The sequence below is a fragment of the Kocuria sp. LUK genome, from assembly GCF_021012935.1.
GTDB lineage: Bacteria > Actinomycetota > Actinomycetes > Actinomycetales > Micrococcaceae > Kocuria > Kocuria flava.
Genome location: NZ_JAJMZI010000008.1, coordinates 36,099 through 53,532, shown reverse-complemented (window position 1 = coordinate 53,532; position 17,434 = coordinate 36,099). Strand labels below are relative to the sequence as shown.

General features: G+C 75.4%; 14 protein-coding genes and 1 riboswitch. Of the genes, 7 read left to right on the top strand and 7 right to left on the bottom strand.

Annotated features, from left to right (window positions below):
• Positions 1-93: 93 nt before the first annotated feature.
• From LQU92_RS14055 to LQU92_RS14045, 3 genes are all read left to right on the top strand, one after another.
• Positions 94-1,146, top strand: coding sequence for a ferredoxin reductase (locus tag LQU92_RS14055; RefSeq protein ID WP_230781360.1), 1,053 nt, complete (start codon positions 94-96; stop codon positions 1,144-1,146).
• 55 nt (positions 1,147-1,201) lie between these two features.
• Positions 1,202-2,317 (top strand): acyl-CoA desaturase, encoded by a 1,116-nt coding sequence (locus LQU92_RS14050; protein ID WP_230781359.1) that lies wholly within the window; start codon positions 1,202-1,204, stop codon positions 2,315-2,317.
• A gap of 103 nt (positions 2,318-2,420) precedes the next feature.
• Positions 2,421-3,953, top strand: a complete 1,533-nt coding sequence (locus LQU92_RS14045; protein ID WP_230781358.1) for an SDR family oxidoreductase — start codon at positions 2,421-2,423, stop codon at positions 3,951-3,953.
• Here LQU92_RS14045 and LQU92_RS14040 read toward each other — a convergent pair.
• Positions 3,950-4,816 (bottom strand): sulfurtransferase, encoded by an 867-nt coding sequence (locus LQU92_RS14040; RefSeq protein ID WP_230781357.1) that lies wholly within the window; start codon positions 4,814-4,816, stop codon positions 3,950-3,952. The two genes, LQU92_RS14045 and LQU92_RS14040, sit on opposite strands and share 4 nt — an antisense overlap.
• Before the next feature lie 178 nt (positions 4,817-4,994).
• On the opposite strand from LQU92_RS14040, the gene LQU92_RS14035 reads away from it, so the two are divergent.
• The gene (locus LQU92_RS14035; protein ID WP_230781356.1) at positions 4,995-6,104 is read left to right on the top strand and encodes a tellurite resistance/C4-dicarboxylate transporter family protein; all 1,110 of its coding nucleotides are present in this window, start codon (positions 4,995-4,997) and stop codon (positions 6,102-6,104) included.
• Between the two features lie 33 nt (positions 6,105-6,137).
• Here the strand turns inward: LQU92_RS14035 and LQU92_RS14030 are convergent, their stop codons facing one another.
• The 3 genes from LQU92_RS14030 to LQU92_RS14020 all read right to left on the bottom strand — a co-directional run bounded on the left by LQU92_RS14030 (position 6,138) and on the right by LQU92_RS14020 (position 9,389).
• On the bottom strand, positions 6,138-7,343 hold the full coding sequence (locus tag LQU92_RS14030) for a cystathionine gamma-synthase (protein ID WP_230781355.1): 1,206 nt from the start codon (positions 7,341-7,343) through the stop codon (positions 6,138-6,140).
• Positions 7,340-8,674, bottom strand: coding sequence for an O-acetylhomoserine aminocarboxypropyltransferase/cysteine synthase family protein (locus LQU92_RS14025; protein ID WP_230781354.1), 1,335 nt, complete (start codon positions 8,672-8,674; stop codon positions 7,340-7,342). Before LQU92_RS14025 ends, LQU92_RS14030 begins: the two co-directional genes overlap by 4 nt.
• A 14-nt stretch (positions 8,675-8,688) precedes the next feature.
• A riboswitch (SAM riboswitch) is annotated at positions 8,689-8,821 on the bottom strand.
• A 115-nt stretch (positions 8,822-8,936) separates the two neighbouring features.
• Positions 8,937-9,389: an Lrp/AsnC family transcriptional regulator gene (locus tag LQU92_RS14020; RefSeq protein WP_058859742.1), complete on the bottom strand. Its 453-nt coding sequence runs from the start codon at positions 9,387-9,389 to the stop codon at positions 8,937-8,939.
• 252 nt (positions 9,390-9,641) lie between these two features.
• On the opposite strand from LQU92_RS14020, the gene pdhA reads away from it, so the two are divergent.
• Genes pdhA through LQU92_RS14005 form a run of 3 tightly spaced genes read left to right on the top strand, consistent with a single transcriptional unit; the run spans position 9,642 to position 13,347 of the window.
• Positions 9,642-10,835, top strand: coding sequence for a pyruvate dehydrogenase (acetyl-transferring) E1 component subunit alpha (gene pdhA, locus LQU92_RS14015; protein WP_058857952.1), 1,194 nt, complete (start codon positions 9,642-9,644; stop codon positions 10,833-10,835).
• Positions 10,832-11,881, top strand: coding sequence for an alpha-ketoacid dehydrogenase subunit beta (locus LQU92_RS14010; RefSeq protein ID WP_230781353.1), 1,050 nt, complete (start codon positions 10,832-10,834; stop codon positions 11,879-11,881). Before pdhA ends, LQU92_RS14010 begins: the two co-directional genes overlap by 4 nt.
• A gap of 2 nt (positions 11,882-11,883) precedes the next feature.
• Positions 11,884-13,347, top strand: coding sequence for a dihydrolipoamide acetyltransferase family protein (locus tag LQU92_RS14005; RefSeq protein WP_230781352.1), 1,464 nt, complete (start codon positions 11,884-11,886; stop codon positions 13,345-13,347).
• A 95-nt stretch (positions 13,348-13,442) separates the two neighbouring features.
• Here LQU92_RS14005 and LQU92_RS14000 read toward each other — a convergent pair whose 3' ends face one another.
• From LQU92_RS14000 to crtI, 3 genes are read right to left on the bottom strand one after another with little or no spacing between them, the layout of a single operon-like run.
• The gene (locus tag LQU92_RS14000) at positions 13,443-14,624 is read right to left on the bottom strand and encodes a prenyltransferase (RefSeq protein ID WP_101850900.1); all 1,182 of its coding nucleotides are present in this window, start codon (positions 14,622-14,624) and stop codon (positions 13,443-13,445) included.
• Complete coding sequence (locus LQU92_RS13995) at positions 14,621-14,992, bottom strand: lycopene cyclase domain-containing protein (protein WP_308071640.1); 372 nt, start codon at positions 14,990-14,992, stop codon at positions 14,621-14,623. Before LQU92_RS13995 ends, LQU92_RS14000 begins: the two co-directional genes overlap by 4 nt.
• Complete coding sequence (crtI, locus tag LQU92_RS13990) at positions 14,989-17,391, bottom strand: phytoene desaturase family protein (protein ID WP_374229724.1); 2,403 nt, start codon at positions 17,389-17,391, stop codon at positions 14,989-14,991. Before crtI ends, LQU92_RS13995 begins: the two co-directional genes overlap by 4 nt.
• Positions 17,392-17,434: the final 43 nt, after the last annotated feature.

Below are 17,434 nucleotides of genomic sequence, written 5' to 3'. Positions count from 1 at the left end.
TCTTCCCTCTTTCATCCCGGCACCACAGTTTCTCTGCGGAAAGAGTACGCGCGACGACGAGATAAAGCGTCACAATTGGGGCACAGTGATCAAGTGCCCCATCTGCGACTGCTCTCCCGTCTGGCCTCCACCTTCACGACCCCCCGCTCGCCGGAGGACTTCCTGCGGCTCGTCGACCCCCTGGCCAGCGCCCGCCAGCTGCGCGGGCTGGTGACCTCCGTGGTCCCCGAGACCGCCGACTCCGTCACCATCCGCTTCCGCCCCGGCCGGGGCTGGAACGTGCACGAGGCCGGGCAGTGGGCCCGCATCGGGGTGGAGATCGACGGGGTGCGGCACTGGCGCTCCTACTCGCTGAGCACCGGCGCCGGGGAGGACCCCGCGATCACCGTCACGGCGATGGGCAAGGTCTCCACCGCGCTCGTGCGGGGCACCCGCCCCGGCGACGTCCTCTTCCTGGCCCCGCCGGAGGGCGACTTCGTGCTGCCCGAGCACCCCCGGCCGCTGCTGATGCTCACCGCCGGCAGCGGGCTGACGCCGGTGATGTCGATGATCCGCACCCTCGTGCCGCGCCGCCCGGACGCCGACCTGGTGCTCGTGCACTCCTCCCGCTCCCCCGAGCAGTCCCTGTTCCGCGAGGAGCTGCTCGAGCTCACCGACCAGTTCCCCGGCTTCCGCCTCGTCCAGTGGTTCACCGGCGAGCGCGGCCGTCGCCTGGACCTCACCGGCACCGCCGACCTCGACGCCGCGTGCCCCGACTGGCGGGAGCGCGCCGCCTACGCCTGCGGGCCCACCGACCTGCTCGACGCCGCCGAGGCCCTCTGGGCCCGGGAGGAGGGCGAGCTGCGGGTCGAGCGCTTCGCCCCCGTCGTCGCCCCCGGCTCCGGCGGGGAGGGCGGGCGCGTGACCTTCGAGAAGGCCGACCGGGAGGTCGAGGCCGACGGCGCCACCACGCTGCTGACCGCCGGCGAGGACGCCGGCCTGATGATGCGCAGCGGCTGCCGCATGGGCATCTGCCACGCGTGCGTGACCCCCCTGCTCTCCGGGCAGGTCCGCGACACCCGCACCGGGGAGGTGCACGGCGAGCCCGGGCACCTCGTCCAGACCTGCGTCTCCACCGCCGCCGGCCCCGTCAGCCTCGACGCCTGACCCGGCCCCCACGATTTCCCGAACCTTCCCCGATCCCGTTCCGGAGGACCCGACCATGACGATCGTCACCCCGTTCCTGCTCGACGCCGGCCCCCGCGCCCGGCCCGCCCGGCCCGAGGCCGCCGCCCACCTGACCGACGCGCAGATCGAGGAGCTCGGCCGCGAGCTCGACGCCGTGCGCGAGCAGGTGGTCGCCGCCCGCGGCGCCGCCGACGCCGCCTACATCCGCCGCGTCATCGCCGTGCAGCGCTCCCTCGAGCTCGCCGGCCGGGCCACGCTGCTGTTCTCGCGCCACCGCCCGGCGTGGGTCGCCGGCACCGGCATGCTCACCGTCGCCAAGATCCTCGAGAACATGGAGATCGGCCACAACGTCCTGCACGGGCAGTGGGACTGGATGCGCGACCCCGACATCCACTCCACCACCTGGGAGTGGGACTTCGTGACCCCCGCCGCGGCGTGGCAGCACACCCACAACGACCTGCACCACACCTGGACCAACGTCGTCGGCAAGGACCGCGACGTCGGGTACAACATCTTCCGGGTCGACCGCGACCAGCCCTGGCAGTGGTGGAACCTCGGCAACCCCGTCTACAACATGCTCCTGGCCCCCGTCTTCGAGTGGGGCATCGCGATCTACGACCTCGAGCTCGACGAGGTGCGGGCCGGGCGCAAGTCCCGCGGCGAGCTGCGGGAGGGGCTGAAGGCCCTCGGCCGGAAGTTCCTGCGCCAGAGCGCCAAGGACTACGTGGCGACCCCGGCCGCCGCGGCCGTCACCGGCTCCGCCCGGCAGGCGCTCGCGGCGACCCTCACCGCCAACGCGGCGCGCAACGTGTGGGCGCACGCGGTGATCTTCTGCGGGCACTTCCCCGAGGGCGCCGACACCTTCACCGAGGAGCAGATCGAGGGCGAGACCCGCGGCGACTGGTACCTGCGCCAGATGCTCGGCTCCGCGAACATCTCCGGCTCGCGGCTGATGCACCTGATGACCGGCAACCTCTCCCACCAGATCGAGCACCACCTCTTCCCGGACCTGCCCTCGAACCGCTACGCGGAGGTCGCCGTGCGGGTGCGCGAGATCTGCGCGCGCTACGGGCTGCCCTACACCACCGGGCCGCTGCCCAAGCAGGTCGGCTCCGCCTGGGCGAAGATCTTCCGCCTGGCCCTGCCCTGACCGGCCCTGCCGACGGGAGCGGGCCGTGCGGGGGACCCCGCACGGCCCGCTCCCGTCGGAGCACATTGGTAGGCTCGGGGCCCACCGCCCGAAAGGCAGGCCCATGAGCTCCTCCCCGCGCGTCCTGGTCACCGGCGCCACCGGCTACGTCGGCGGCCGCCTCGTCCCCCGGCTGCTCGACGCCGGCCACCCGGTGCGGGTGGCCGTCCGCTCCCCGCAGAAGCTGCAGCAGGTGCCGTGGCGGGAACGGGTCGAGGTGCACGAGACCGACCTGGCCGACCTCGAGGGCATGACCGCCGCGTGCCGCGACGTGCACACCCTGTACTACCTCGTCCACTCGATGGGCGGCTCCCAGCACTTCGAGGAGCAGGAGGCCGGGATGGCCCGCACCGTGGCCGCGGCCGCGGAGCGGGCGGGGGTCCGGCGCATCGTCTACCTCTCCGGGCTGCACCCCGAGGGCGTGGAGCTCTCCCAGCACATGCGCTCGCGCGTGCAGGTGGGGCGGATCCTGCTGGAGTCCCCCGTGCCCGCGGTCGTGCTCCAGGCCGGCACGGTGATCGGCTCCGGCTCCGCCTCCTTCGAGATGATCCGCCACCTCGGCGACACCCTGCCCGTGATGCCCGCCCCGTCGTGGGTGACCAACCGGATCGAGCCGATCGCGATCCGCGACGTCCTGCACTACCTCGTGGGCGCCATGGACCTGCCGGAGGGGCTCAACCGCACCTTCGACATCGGCTCGCGCGACGTCCTGACCTACGCCGACGCCATGCGCCAGTACGCCCGCGTGGCGGGGCTGCGGCGGCGGTTCGTGTTCCGGATGCCCCTGCCGGCCCCGCGGCTGTCCGGGTTCTGGATCGGGCTGGTCACCCCCATCCCGCTGGGGCTGGCCCTGCCGCTGGTCCAGTCCCTGCAGCACGACGCCGTCTCCGCCGAGCACGACATCGACGCCTACCTCCCGCCGCCGGCCGGGGGCCTGACCGGCTACCGGCGGGCGGTGGCGCTCGCGCTGAAGAAGATCGAGGACAACAGCGTCGAGACCACGTGGGACCACCGCCCCGAGGCCGCCGCCGACCCGCTGCCCTCGGACCCCGACTGGGCCGGGCGCACGGTCTTCGTCGACGAGCGCAGCCGCACCGGCCGGGCCCGCCCGGAGCAGGTGTGGCGGGTGATCGAGTCCATCGGCGGGCGCAACGGCTGGTACTCCCTGCCGCTGGCCTGGCGGGTGCGCGGGGCCGTGGACAAGCTCGTGGGCGGCGCCGGGCTGAACCGGGGCCGCCGCGACGCCGTGGACCTGCAGGTCGGCGAGCACGTCGACTGGTGGCGCGTCGAGGCCCTCGAGGAGGGGCACCGGCTGCTGCTCCACGCCGAGATGAAGGCCCCGGGACGGGCCTGGCTGGAGCTGTCCGTGGAGCCGGAGGGCGAGGGCAGCCGCTACCGGCAGCGGGCGATCTTCTTCCCCCGCGGGCTGCCCGGGCGGCTGTACTGGTGGGGGGTGTGGCCCTTCCACGGGTTCATCTTCCCGTCGATGGCCCGCAACATCCTCGCCACGGCCGCCGCGCTGGACGAGCCCGGCCCCGGGGCGCCGCGGCGGGCGGCCGAGCGGATCGCCCCGGCCGCGGGCCCGCCCCGGGCCTAGGAGCCGTCCGGTCCCGCCACCGGCCGGGGCCCGGGCCGGCCCCACTCGGCCCAGGAGCCGTCGTAGACGCGCACGTCGTCGCGGCCGGTCAGGTGCGCGCCCAGCGCCAGCACGCACGCGGTGAGCCCCGAGCCGCAGGTGGTGACCAGGCGGTGCCCCTCGGGGGCGGCCGCCGCGAGCCGCGCCCGCAGCTCGGGCAGCGGCAGCAGCCGCCCGTCCGGTCCCTGCAGCCGCGTGTACGGCAGGTTCACCGCCCCCGGCATGTGCCCGGGGCGCAGGCCCGGGCGCGGCTCGGGCTCCGTGCCCGCGAAGCGGCCGGCGGAGCGGGCGTCCAGGACGGTCGCGGCGGGGTCCCGCAGGGCCCGGGCCACGTCCTCGGCGTCCGCGAAGAAGCCCGGGCGCACCGTCAGCTCCACGTCGCCCGGCTCGGCGGGCGGGGCGGCGTGGGCCCCGGTGGGCCGGCCCTCGGCGGTCCAGGCGGGCAGGCCCCCGTCGAGGACGGCGACCCGGTCGAAGCCCGCGGCGCGCAGCAGCCACCAGACCCGGGCGGAGGCGAAGACCCCCCGGGCGTCGTAGGCGACCACCGTGCTGGTGCCCGAGATGCCGAGCCCGCGGGCCGCCGCGCTCAGCTGCTCCGCCGGGGGCACGGTGTGCGGCAGGTCCGCGGAGGGGTCCGAGAAGGGCCCGTCCAGATCCAGCAGCAGGGCGCCGGGGATCGCCTCCTCGGTGCGGTTGAGCACGGAGGACGCGTCCACGAGCACGAGCCGGGGGTCGTGCAGGTGCTCGGCGAGCCACCCGGTGGTCACCACGGGCCCGGGCGGCTCGAGCGGTGCGGCGGTGCCGGCGGCGGTCCTGGGGTCCATGCGCCCCACCCTAGGCCGTGCCCGCGCCGGTGTCGTGCGCGCACGGGCTCCCGCCGCCCGGCCCCGAGGACTCCGCCGCGGCCCCGCCCGGCCGCCCCGCCCGGGGCGCCCCGCCCGGGGCCTCGCAGCCCTCGCACCGCCGCCCCCGGGTGCGGCCCCGGTCCCGTAGCCTGGGCGGGTGGCCGACTCGCTCCGACAACGCGTCCTCGACGGCGTCCGCGGCCTGGCCCCCGGCTACTTCGCCTTCGTCATGGCCAGCGGCATCCTCTCGGTGGGGCTGCAGCTGCAGGGCTTCGCCGCCCTCTCCACCGTGCTGCTCGTGGTGTGCGCCGGCGGCTGGGCGGTGCTGAGCGCGCTCACCCTCTGGCGGCTCGCGGCGTTCCGCCGCGAGTTCCTCGTCGAGTTCCTCGACCCCCGGCGGGCCTTCGGCTTCTTCACCTTCGTGGCCGGCACCGACGTGCTGGCGGCCCGGCTGGCCACGACCGGCTGGCACGCGGGCACCGCGGCGCTGCTCGTGCTCGCCGGGTCGGCCTGGCTCGTGCTCGGCTACGTGGTCCCGTGGAGCGCCGTCCTCTCCCGGCGCAGCCGGCCCGTGGTGAGCACCGCCAACGGCACGTGGTTCATCTGGGTGGTGGCCAGCCAGTCCGTGGCCGTGGCCGCCGCGGCCCTGGACCCCGTGGTGGGCAGCGGCGCCGGGCGCCACGTCCTGTCCGTGGTCGCCGTGGTCTGCTGGTCGGTGGGGCTGTTCCTCTACGCCGCGGTGGGGGTGCTGGTCGCCCTGCGCATGATGCTCTACCGGCTGCGGCCGGTCGACCTCACCCCTCCGTACTGGGTGGCGATGGGCGCCTGCGCCATCACCGTGCTCGCGGCCTCGCGGATCGTGGAGATGTCCGACACCCCGATGGTGGCGGTGGTCCGCGGCCTCGTCGCCGGGCTGGGCGTCGTGTTCTGGGCCTTCGCCACGTGGCTGGTCCCGGCCCTGGTGGCCGCCGGGTGGTGGCGGCACCGCGTGCACGGGGTGCCGCTGCGCTACGAGTCCTCCCTGTGGAGCGTGGTCTTCCCGCTCGGCATGTACGCGGTGGCCAGCATCTACCTGGGCCGGGCGGACGAGCTGCCGCTCGTGGGCGCGGTGGGCGCGGTCTGGCTGTGGGTGGCCCTGGGCGCCTGGACGGTGGTGGCCACGGCCATGGTCGTGCACGTGGTCCGGCGCCTGGTGCTGGGCCGGCAGGACCCCGCCCCCGTGTGGCCGGAGCCGGACCCCGCGGCCCGGCCGGACGGCACCGCCTGACCCGGCCGGCCGGCACCGCCCGGCCCGGCCGGGTCAGGCGGTGAGCGCCCGCTCGAGGTCCTCGAGCTGGTCCTCGACGTCCTCGATCCCCACGGACAGCCGCACCAGGTCCACCGGGACCGCCAGCGCGGTGCCCCTGACCGTGGCGTGGGTCATCTCGGAGGGGTAGCAGATCAGGGACTCGACCCCGCCCAGGCTCACGGACAGCGCGTACAGCCGCGTGCCCTCCGCCACGGCGCGGGCCGCCGCCTCGCCCGCGGCCAGGCGGAAGGAGACGATGCCGCCGAACCCGCGCATCTGCGCGGCCGCGAGGTCGTGGCCCGGGTGCTCGGGCAGCCCCGGGTAGAGGACCTGGGCGACCTCGGGCCGGCCGAGCAGCCACTCGGCGATCCGCTGCGCGTTCTGCTGGTGTCGCTCCATCCGCAGGCTCAGGGTCTTCAGCCCTCGGGCCGCCAGCCAGCTGTCCTGGGGGCCGGCCACGGCCCCGGCCGCGAACTGCTGGAAGCCGACCGCCTCGGCCAGCGGGGCGCCGCGCCACTGCGCCGCGCCGACGACGACGGCGCCGCCGAGGACGTCGGAGTGCCCGCCCACGTACTTGGTGGTGGAGTGCACCACGGCGTCCGCGCCGAGCAGCAGCGGGTTCTGCAGGTACGGGGAGGCGAAGGTGTTGTCCACCACCAGCAGCGCCCCGGCCGCGTGGGCCAGCTCCGCCCACGCGGCGACGTCGGCGATGCCGAGCAGCGGGTTGGACGGGGTCTCGAGCCACAGCACCCTGGTGGTGCCCGGGCGGACGGCGGCGCGCACGGCGTCGGGGTCGGTGCCGTCCACGGGGGTGGAGTCGATCTGCCACGGGGCGAGCACCCTGGTGATCAGCCGGTTCGTGCCGCCGTAGCCGTCGGCGCCGAGCACCACGTGGTCGCCGGGGCGCAGGACGGCGCGCAGCAGGGCGTCCTCCGCGGCGATCCCCGACGCGAAGGCGAACGCCCGTTCACCGTGCTCGAGGGCCGCGAGCTGGGTCTCGAAGGCGCTGCGCGTGGGGTTGGAGCCGCGGCTGTACTCGTGCCCTCCGCGCAGCACGTTGATCCCGTCCTGGACGAACGTGGAGGTCTGGTGGACCGGCGGGATCACGGCGCCGGTGAGCGGGTCGGGGGCCTGCCCGGCGTGGACGGCGGTGGTCGTGAACCCCGGGGCGCGGGCGCCGGTGGGCACGGGGCCCGCCGCGGAGGTGGTGGCGGTCATCGCAGGGCTTCCTTCCGGGGCGTGCGGTCGAGGACGGCGTCGAGGGCCTGGCGCAGGTCGGCCACGAGGTCCTCGGGGGCCTCGAGGCCGACCGAGAGCCGCACCGTGGTCGCGGCGATCCCGCCGGCCCGGCGCTGCTCGGGGGTGAGCCGGCAGTGGGTCATCGCGGCCGGGTGGGCCACGAGGCTGCGGGTGTCGCCGATGTTGGCGACCAGCTTGAACAGCCGCAGGGAGTCGACGAACGGCCCCACCGCGTCGTCGGGGGCGGCGAGGTCGAAGGAGAAGACGGAGCCGGTGCCGCGCGGGAAGTCCCGGGCGGCGATCCCCGCGCCGGGGTCCCCGGGCAGGCCGGGGTGGTGGACGCGGGCGACGGCGGGGTGCCCGGCGAGGAACTCGGCCACGGTCAGCGCGGAGGCGGTGTGGCGGGCCACGCGCAGCTCGAGCGTCTCGGTGCCCTGCAGGATCTGGGCGGCGTTGAACGGGGAGAGGGTCGTGCCGAGGTCGTGGACGTACTTGGCGCGCACCAGGTGCAGGTAGGGGCTGGCCCCGGCGCACCGGTCGACCAGGCTGCGCCCGCCCCAGCGGGGCCGGGGCTCGGTGAACTGGGGCCACCGGCCGGGGCGTGCGCTCCAGTCGAAGGTCCCGCCGTCCACGACGACCCCGGCGAGGGCGTTGCCGTGCCCGCCCAGGAACTTGGTCGCCGAGTGCACCACGACGTCCGCGCCGTGCTCGAGCGGGCGGTACAGCGCCGGGGAGGCCAGGGTGTTGTCCACGACGACCGGCACCCCGGCCGCGCGGGCGACGCCGGCGATGCCGGGCAGGTCGGGGAGGGTGGCCAGCGGGTTGCCGATGGACTCCAGCAGGAACGCCCGGGTGTCCGGGCGCACGGCCGCCGCCCACGCCCCGGGGACGGCCGGGTCCACGAAGTCGACCTCGATGCCGCAGTCCGCGAAGGAGTCGGTGAGCAGGTCCACGGTCCCGCCGTAGAGCTTCTCCGAGGCCACGAGGTGCTTGCCTCCGCCCTGGCCCAGCAGGGCCAGCAGGGCCACGGCCACGGCCGCCTGGCCGGAGCCGGTGGCCACGGCCCCGGTCCCGCCCTCGAGGTCGGCCACGCGCTGCTCGAGCACCGCGACCGTGGGGTTGCCGGTGCGGGTGTAGGTGAAGCCCGGCCGGGTCTGGGCGAACATCTCCCGCGCGGTGGCGTGGTCGGGGAACTCGTAGGCCGCGGACTGGTAGATCGGCACCGTGAGGGTGCGCGGGCCCGGGTCGGTCCCGGCGCCGGCGTGGATCTGCCGGGTCGAGAGGTCGTGGTGGGTCACAGGGACGGACATCGCGGTGCTCCTCGCGCTCGCTCTTGCCCGCACCGGTCACCGGCGGAGCCACCGCCGGGGTGCGGGCCGCTTCCTCATCCGAACCACCCGATGAGCATGGGGTTGGTGCGCGGCCCAGTCGGAGCTTGGCAGCCGCGTCTCGTGAAGCGGGCACCAACCTACCGGCCCGGCCCCCCGGGACCCGGAGCGACCGCAACATGACGGAGGTGACGCCGTGTGACGTCGTCCCGTCGCCCGCAGGACGCACCGCGGGAGGACGGGCTCAGGCGCGGGTGTCGATGTCCTCGAAGATCAGGAACGTCTGGGTGTCCACGACCCCGGGCAGCTGCTGGACGTGCTCGAAGATCACCTGGCGCAGGTGGACGGTGTCCACGGCCCGCACCAGCAGCATGACGTCGAAGTTCCCGCCCACCAGGGCGATGTGGTGGACCGCCGGGATCTCCTGCAGCTGCGCGCACAGCTCCCGCCAGGTGTTCTGCTCGAGCTTGAGCGTCACGTAGGCCGAGGCCTGCAGCCCCGCCCGCACCGGGTCGATGACGGTGCTGTAGCGCAGGATCACGCCCTCCTCCCGCAGCCGGTTGATCCGGGCGTAGGCGTGGGCGCGGGAGACGTGGACGGCGGCGGCGATCGCGGTCACCGACTGGCGGGAGTCGCGGGAGAGCTCGGCGAGGATCTTGCGGTCGGTCTCGTCCAGGGGCACGGGGGTCGAGGGCACGGCGGGGCCTCCTTCGGGGCGGGGCGGCGGGGCGGCCGCCGGGGCCGCGGCGGCGGCCCCGGACGAATCCTTGTGGTCCATGCCACAGTAGAACATTTCGTCCATCCGGAATACCGCCTGTACGCCGATCTTCTGCAATATCCCGACCGCGTGGATACGAAGCGGAGCTTCTCCGCATACTTGGCGGACGGAACACGTCACGCCCACCCGCCTCCCGCGCCACGGCGCCCGGGACCGACCGAGGGGGAACCCATGAGCCAGACCGTCGAGAACGCCGAGCCGCTCGGCGGGGCCGAGGACCCGATCCTGCGCGCCTCCCGGAGCTTCGGCATCACCCCGGAGCAGTACATGCTCCCCGCCCGGGGCGAGATCCGCCTGGTGGACCCCTCCGGCCGCCTGCGGCCCCCGGAGGAGCAGGGCACCGAGCCGGGCCACGAGTACCCGCTGCCGCCCGAGGACGTGCTCCTCGACGCCTACGAGAAGCTCGTGGTGGGGCGCCGGGTCAACGACCAGAACTCCGCCCTCGTGCGCCAGGGCCGGATGGCGGTCTACCCCTCCAGCCACGGCCAGGAGGCCTGCCAGGTCGCGGCCGCGCTGTGCCTCGAGGAGCGCGACTGGCTCTTCCCGACCTACCGGGACACCGTCGCCGTGATGACCAAGGGCGTGGATCCCATGGAGGTCATGGCGATCTTCCGGGGCGAGTGGCACGGCGGCTACGACCCGCACGAGCACCGCGTGAGCATCCAGTCCACACCGCTGACCACCCAGCTGCTGCACGCGGTCGGGGTCGCCCACGCCGCGAAGCTGCGGGGCGAGGACACCGTGGTCCTGGCCATGTGCGGCGACGGCGCCACGAGCGAGGGCGACTTCCACGAGGCGCTGAACTTCGCGGCCGTGTTCAAGCTGCCGGTCGTGTTCTTCGTGCAGAACAACGGCTACGCGATCTCCGTGCCGCTGTCCCAGCAGTCGGCCGCCCCGACGCTCGCGCACAAGGCGGTGGGGTACGGGATGGCCGGCGAGCGCGTGGACGGCAACGACCTCGTGGCCGTGCTAGCGACCCTGGGCCGTGCCGTGGACCTCGCCCGCTCGGAGTCCGAGCCGCTGCTCGTGGAGGCCCACACCTACCGCATGCAGGCCCACACCAACGCCGACGACGCGACGCGCTACCGGGACGACGCCGAGGTCCAGGAGTGGATCGCCAAGGACCCGGTGACCCGGATGCGCGCCTACCTGCGCGGGGAGGGGCTGCTCGACGACGCCGGGGAGCAGCGCATCGCCGCCCGCGCCGAGGACGTCGCCGCGGCCCTGCGCGAGGGCATGAACGCCGAGCCGCGGATCGACCCGCTGGAGCTGTTCCGGCACGTCTACGCGGAGCAGACCCCGCAGCTCGCCGAGCAGGAGCGCTTCCTGGCGGACGAGCTCGCCCGAGAGGAGACCGAGAAGTGAGCACCCTCCAGGCCCCCGCCCCCGCGGCCGAGGCCCCGGCCGGCAAGCCGGTGACCTTCGCCCAGGCGCTGAACACCGCCCTGGCCGACGCGCTGTCCGCCGACGACGCCGTCGTCGTCTTCGGCGAGGACGTCGGCACCCTGGGCGGGGTCTTCCGCATCACCGACGGGCTGACGCAGCGCTTCGGGCGCACCCGCTGCTTCGACACCCCGCTGGCCGAGTCCGGGATCGCGGGCATGGCCGTGGGCATGGCGATGAACCGGATGCGCCCGGTGATCGAGATGCAGTTCGACGCCTTCGCCTACCCCGCCTTCGAGCAGGTCGCCTCGCACATCGCGAAGATGCACAACCGCACCCGCGGCGCCGTGACCCTGCCGATCGTCATCCGCATCCCCTACGCCGGCGGGATCGGCGGCGTGGAGCACCACTGCGACTCCTCCGAGGCCTACTACGCCCACACCCCGGGGCTGAAGGTCTTCACCCCCGCCACCGTCGAGGACGCCTACCTCATGCTGCGCGAGGCGATCGACTCCGACGACCCCGTGGTGTTCTTCGAGCCCAAGAAGCTCTACTGGTCCAAGGCCCCGGTCGACCTGGCCGAGCTGCGGGAGCGCTACGAGGACCGGGCGCCCGAGCCGCGCGAGGGCCGGGCGGTCGTGGCGCGCCCGGGCACGGACGCGACGATCCTCACCTACGGCCCCTCCGTGCCCACGGCCCTCGCGGCCGCGGCGGCGGCGCAGGCCGAGGGCCGCTCGCTCGAGGTCGTGGACCTGCGCAGCATCGTGCCCTTCGACGACGAGACCGTCGGGGCCTCGGTGCGCCGGACCGGGCGCGTGGTGGTCGTGGCCGAGGCCCCGGGCTTCGCGTCCGTGGCGGCCGAGATCGTCGCCCGTGTGCAGGAGCGCTGCTTCCACTCCCTGGCCGCCCCGGTGCGCCGGGTCACCGGCTTCGACATCCCCTATCCCGCTCCCAAGCTCGAGGAGCACTACCTGCCCAGCGTCGACCGCATCCTCGACGCCGTGGACGACCTGCAGTGGGAGGACTGACCATGACCGTGAGGACGTTCACCCTGCCGGACCTCGGCGAGGGACTGACCGAGGCCGAGCTCGTCACCTGGCTCGTCCGGGTCGGCGACACCGTGGCCGTGGACCAGCCGATCGCCGAGGTGGAGACCGCCAAGTCCGCCGTGGAGGTGCCCTGCCCGTTCGCCGGGACGGTGCACCGGCTGCACGGGGACGCCGGGCAGACCCTCGACGTGGGGGCGCCGCTGATCTCCGTGGACACCGGCGACCGCGCCGGCACCCCCGCCCCCGAGGGCGGGGGCCCCAAGGGCGGGCAGAGCTACCGCGAGGAGGAGCGCGCCGGGGCGGACCCGGCCGCGGGGGCCGCCCCGGGCGACGACGACGGGGGCTCCGGCAGCGTCCTGATCGGCTACGGCACCCCCGGTGGTGCCACGGGCGGGCGCCGGCGGCGGCCGAAGCGCTCCGCGGCCCCGGCCGTGACGGCCGCGCCCGCCTCGGCGACGGTCACGTCCGCGGCCACCGCCGCCGCCCACGACGCCATGGCCTCCGCGCCGCGCCTGGCGCCCACCGTCGTCTCCCCGATCGTGCGCAAGCTCGCGAAGGACCGGGGCCTGGACATCGCCACCGTGCGCGGCTCCGGGCCCGGCGGGCTGATCCTGCGCCGCGACGTCGAGGCGGCCGCCGCCCCGGCGGCACCGGTCGGCGCGCCGGCGGGGGACGCCGCGGCGGCGTCGCCGGCCGACCCGGCGCCCGAGGGCCCGGCCGTGGACGCGCGCACGGGCCTGCGGGTGGCCGGGCGCGTGCCGGTGAGCGGGGTCCGCAGGGTCATCGCCCAGGCCATGACCCGCTCGCGCGCCGAGATCCCCGAGGCGACCGTGTGGGTCGACGTCGACGCCACCCGGCTGCTCGAGCTGCGCGCCGAGCTCAAGGCGCAGGACCCCGAGCGGGCCCCGGGGCTCATGGCGCTGATCGCGCGGTTCGTGCTCGCCGGGCTGGCCCGCCACCCCGAGCTCGCCACACGGCTGGAGACGCGCGAGGACGGCAGCCAGGAGATCGTCCGCTTCGACGGCGTGAACCTCGGCTTCGCCGCCCAGACCGACCGGGGGCTCGTGGTGCCCAGCATCCGCGACGCCCACACCCTCTCGGCCCGGGGCCTGGACGCCGAGCTCAAGCGGCTCACCGCGCTGGCGCGGACCGGGAAGGCCTCCCCGGCCGAGCTGTCCGGCTCCACGTTCACGCTCAACAACTACGGGGTCTTCGGCACCGACGGCGCCGCGGCGATCATCAACCACCCGGAGGTCGCGATCCTCGGGGTCGGGCGGATCATCGACCGCCCGTGGGTCGTCGACGGGCAGCTGGCCGTCCGCAAGCTCACCCAGCTCTCCCTGGCCTTCGACCACCGCGTGTGCGACGGCGGGGCGGCCGGCGGGTTCCTGCGGATGGTCGCCGACGCCGTGGAGAACCCGGTCTCGGTGCTCGCCGATCTCTGACGGTCCCGGCGTGGAGCGGGGCCCGGGGCGCACGCCCCGGGCCCCGTTCCCGTCCCACGGCCCGGGCCGTGCGGTCCGGTGCCGCCGGCCGCGGCTCAGCGCCCGAGCGCCCACGCCCAGATCAGCAGCATGGTCACGAGGAAGCCCGTGAGGTAGTTCAGCCACAGGAACCGCCGCCAGCCGCGGTTGGCGCGCTCGCAGTCCGCGTCGGTGATCGAGCGGAACGGCACGAGGTTGGCGAGGTACGGCAGCACGAGCAGCGCCGCGAGGGGCCCGGGCCACGGGACGAGCAGCAGCAGCAGGCCGGCCACGAGGTAGAAGGCCCCGGCGGCGAGCACGGTCGGGCGCGCCCCGAGGACCGTGGCGATCGAGGAGAGCCCGCCCTCCCGGTCGGCCTGCACGTCCTGCACCGCGCCGAAGGCCTGGGAGGCCATCGACCACAGGAAGAACGCGGCGCACAGCGCCACGGTGCCCGTGGACCACCCGGCCCCGGCGAGCACGAGGCCGTGGACGGCCGGGGAGACGAAGTGGGTGGCGGAGGTGGCCGAGTCGAGGAACGGCACCTCCTTGAACCGCAGCCCCTTCAGGCTGTAGGCCACCACCGCGAAGAGGCTCACGAGGAGCACGAGCGCCGCGGCCGGCCCACCGGCGGCGAACAGGTACGCCAGGAACGGCAGCGCGACCAGCACCGACCCGGTCAGGACCATCCGGTGCTCCGAGCGGTCCACGAGCGCGCCCTCGACCCCGCCCTTGCGGGGGTTGCGCAGGTCGGACTCGTAGTCGAAGACGTCGTTGATCCCGTACATCGCGAGGTTGTAGGGGAACAGGAAGAACAGGGTCCCCACGACGAGGTCGAGGTCGACCCGGCCGGTGGTCATGACGTAGGCGGCCGCGAACGGGTAGGCGGTGTTGACCCAGGACACGGGCCGGGAGGTCGCCACGAGGGTGCGCACGGTCGAGGCGACCCGGCCGCGCTCCCCCAGCCCCCACCACAGCGCCGGCAGCAGCAGCAGCCCGGCCAGCGGGTAGGCGAGGTCCTCGACGGGCACCAGCCCGATCCGCAGCCCGGTGATGTGCCCGTCGCCGTAGTCGAAGAACCCGGCGGCGATCATGAGGTTGTCGAAGACGACCGTGAGCGCCGCGAGCACGGCGAAGGAGAGCCCGAGCACCGCCGCGGCGCGCCCCCGGGGCGGGGCGGGGGACGGGGCGCGCACGAGCAGCACGGCGGGCACGAGCGCGAGGGCCAGGAAGACGGGGATGACGAGGGCGTAGGTCACGGCCGGCTCCCCTCCCGGGCGTCCTCGCGGGCGGGCGCGGCGGCGCGCCGCGCGAGCGCCTGCTCCACGAGGCGCACCGTGTTCATGATCAGGTAGCACAGGAAGGCGAGGAAGACGACCTCCTCGACCGGCACCTGCGGGGCGACCAGCCACCCGGTTGCGTACCGGCTCTCGCTGTGCAGGAAGATCCCCAGGAGGATCCCCGCGGCGTCCCAGGCGAGGAAGAACACGAGCCCGGCGAGCAGCACGAGCGCGGCCCGGCGGGGGTCTGCGGCGAAGAACAGCCGCTGCCGCACGTCGAGGACCACCATCCCGGCGAGGCTGAGCAGCAGGAAGCCCAGGTAGGCGAAGGGCAGCAGCGCGCTCACGGGGCCGGGTCCGCCGGCTCGGGCAGGGGTCCGGTGGAGGTGTCCCCGCGCAGGTCCTTGAGCAGGATCTCGGCGCTGATCAGGCACATCGGCAGGCCGATGCCCGGGATCGTCGAGCCCCCGCAGTAGTGCAGGCCCGCGACCTTCCGGCTGCGGTTGCTCCCGCGCAGGAACGCGGACTGGCGCAGCACGTGGGCCGGGCCGAGCACGTTGCCCCGCCACGAGTTGAGGTCGCGGCGGAAGTCCTCCGGGCCCACCGTGTGGCGCACCACGATCCGCTCGCGCAGGTCCGGCACGCCCGCCCACGCCGCGATCTGGTCGATCACCCGGTCGGCGGCCGCCTCGACGGCGGGGGCCCCGGTCCCTTCCGGGCCCCCGGCGCCCAGGCCGGGGTCGGCGGGCACGGGGATCAGCACGAAGAGGTTCTCGTGCCCGGCGGGCGCCACGTCCGGGTCGGTCGCGGAGGGCCGGCAGACGTAGACCGACGCCGGGTCGGGCACCCGGGTGGGCTCCTCGAAGATCGCGGCGAAGTTCGCGTCCCAGTCCTCGGTGAAGAACAGCGAGTGGTGGGCCAGCTCGGGCAGCGCCCCGCGCACCCCGAGCATCACGAGCACGGCCCCCGGGCCGCTCCGGCGCCGGCGCCACCACCGCTCGGGGTAGGTCCGCAGCTCCGGCGGCAGCAGCGCCGTCTCCGTGTGGTGCAGGTCCGCGGCGGAGACCACGAGGTCGGCGTCGAGCTCGTGCTCGGCCCCGGCGGCGTCGCGCCACACGACCCCGCGCGCCCGGGCCGGGCCGGCGGAGGCCCGCTCGGTGCGGATCCGCACGACGTCGGCCCCGGTGCGGATGCGGGCCCCGTGGGCCCGGGCGAGGCGCTCGACCGCGCCGATCACCGTGCGGAACCCGCCCTGCGGGTACTGCACGGAGTCGGCGAGGTCCATGTGGCTCATCAGGTGGTAGAGCGAAGGCGTCATCCGCGGCGCCGAGGCCAGGAAGACCGCCGGGTAGCCCAGGACCTGCCGCAGCCGGGTGTCCCCGACCGTGCGGGCCGCGAGGTCGTGGAGGGACCCGGTGAGGTGGCGGGCGAGGCCGGGCAGGGAGCGCACGACCGCGCGGGTCAGCAGCGGCGCGAACGACGCGTAGGAGGTGTAGAGGAAGTGGTCGACCGCCAGCTCGTAGGTCCGCCGCGCCGAGGCCAGGTAGTCCCGGATCCGGGCCCCCGCCCCGGGCTCGACGGCCTCGAACTGGGCGACCGTGTGCTCGAGGTCGGAGCGCACGTCCAGCGGCTCGGCGTAGTTCTCGCCGAAGACCCGGTAGGCGGGGTCCAGCCGCTGCAGCTCCAGCTCCCGGGCGGCGCTGGAGCCCATCAGCCGGAAGAAGTGGTCGAAGACCTCGGGCATCAGGTACCACGAGGGTCCGGTGTCGAAGCGGAAGCCGTCGCGCTCGAGCAGCCCCGCCCGGCCCCCGGTGGTCTCCCCCCGCTCGAGGACCTCGACGTCCCAGCCGTCGCGGGCCAGCAGGCCCGCCGCCGCGAGGCCGGCGATCCCCGCCCCGATCACCACGGCCCGCCGCCCGCGCGGGCCGCGGCGCCGCGGGCGGCGGGCCCGGGCCACGGCGGCGGCGGCGAGGGCGGCCTTGCGGGCGTCGGGCACGCGCACCCGGGTGCGCAGCAGCTCGCGGGCGGGCGTGGCGCGGATCCGCGCGGACAGCTCCCGGAACAGGTCGTGGGCGGTCAGCACGGCGGCGCGCGCGGAGCGGGGCAGGTCGTCGATCACGGCGCGGGCGGCGGCGAGGTCGGCGTCGACGTCGTCGAGCAGCCGGTGCTTCTGCGCCTCCGAGAACCGCCCCGGCTCCACGCCGGGGAAGTAGACCCGGCCCAGCTCGCCGTAGTCCTCGGCGAGGTCGCGCAGGAAGTTGACCTTCTGGAAGGCCGCGCCGAGGCGGCGGGCCCCGGCCACGAGCTCGGCCCGCTCGGCGGCGGGGACGGGCCGGTCCGCGAGGAAGACCTGCAGGCACATCAGCCCGACCACCTCGGCGGAGCCGTAGACGTAGGCGTCGAGGGAGTCGTCGCTGTGCCGGTCCTCGCTGAGGTCCGCGCGCATGGACGCGAAGAAGGGCCGGACCAGGTCCTCGCCGATCCCGGCGTGCCGGGCCGTGCGGGCGAAGGCGTGGACGACGAGGTTGGTGCTGAACCCGCGGGCGGTCGCCGCGCAGGTCTCGGCCTCGAGGTCGTCGAGCAGCCGGCGGGCCTCCTCCGGAGGGACCCCCGCGCCGGCGGAGGCGCCGTCGACGATCTCGTCGGCCACGCGCACGAGGGCGTAGACGGCGCGGACGTGCTCGCGCACCCCGGGGGCGAGCAGCCGGCAGGCCAGGCCGAAGGAGGTCGAGTAGCGCCGGATCACGGTGGCGGCGGCGGCCCGGGCCGCCGCGTCGTAGCGGGCGGCG

Coding starts and splice junctions, on each gene's coding strand:
- LQU92_RS14050 (WP_230781359.1), top strand. CDS start 1,202: ATGACGATCGTCACCCCGTTCCTGCTCGACGCCGGCCCCCGCGCCCGG.
- LQU92_RS14045 (WP_230781358.1), top strand. CDS start 2,421: ATGAGCTCCTCCCCGCGCGTCCTGGTCACCGGCGCCACCGGCTACGTC.
- LQU92_RS14040 (WP_230781357.1), bottom strand. CDS start 4,816: ATGGACCCCAGGACCGCCGCCGGCACCGCCGCACCGCTCGAGCCGCCC.
- LQU92_RS14030 (WP_230781355.1), bottom strand. CDS start 7,343: ATGACCGCCACCACCTCCGCGGCGGGCCCCGTGCCCACCGGCGCCCGC.
- LQU92_RS14025 (WP_230781354.1), bottom strand. CDS start 8,674: ATGTCCGTCCCTGTGACCCACCACGACCTCTCGACCCGGCAGATCCAC.
- pdhA (WP_058857952.1), top strand. CDS start 9,642: ATGAGCCAGACCGTCGAGAACGCCGAGCCGCTCGGCGGGGCCGAGGAC.
- LQU92_RS14005 (WP_230781352.1), top strand. CDS start 11,884: ATGACCGTGAGGACGTTCACCCTGCCGGACCTCGGCGAGGGACTGACC.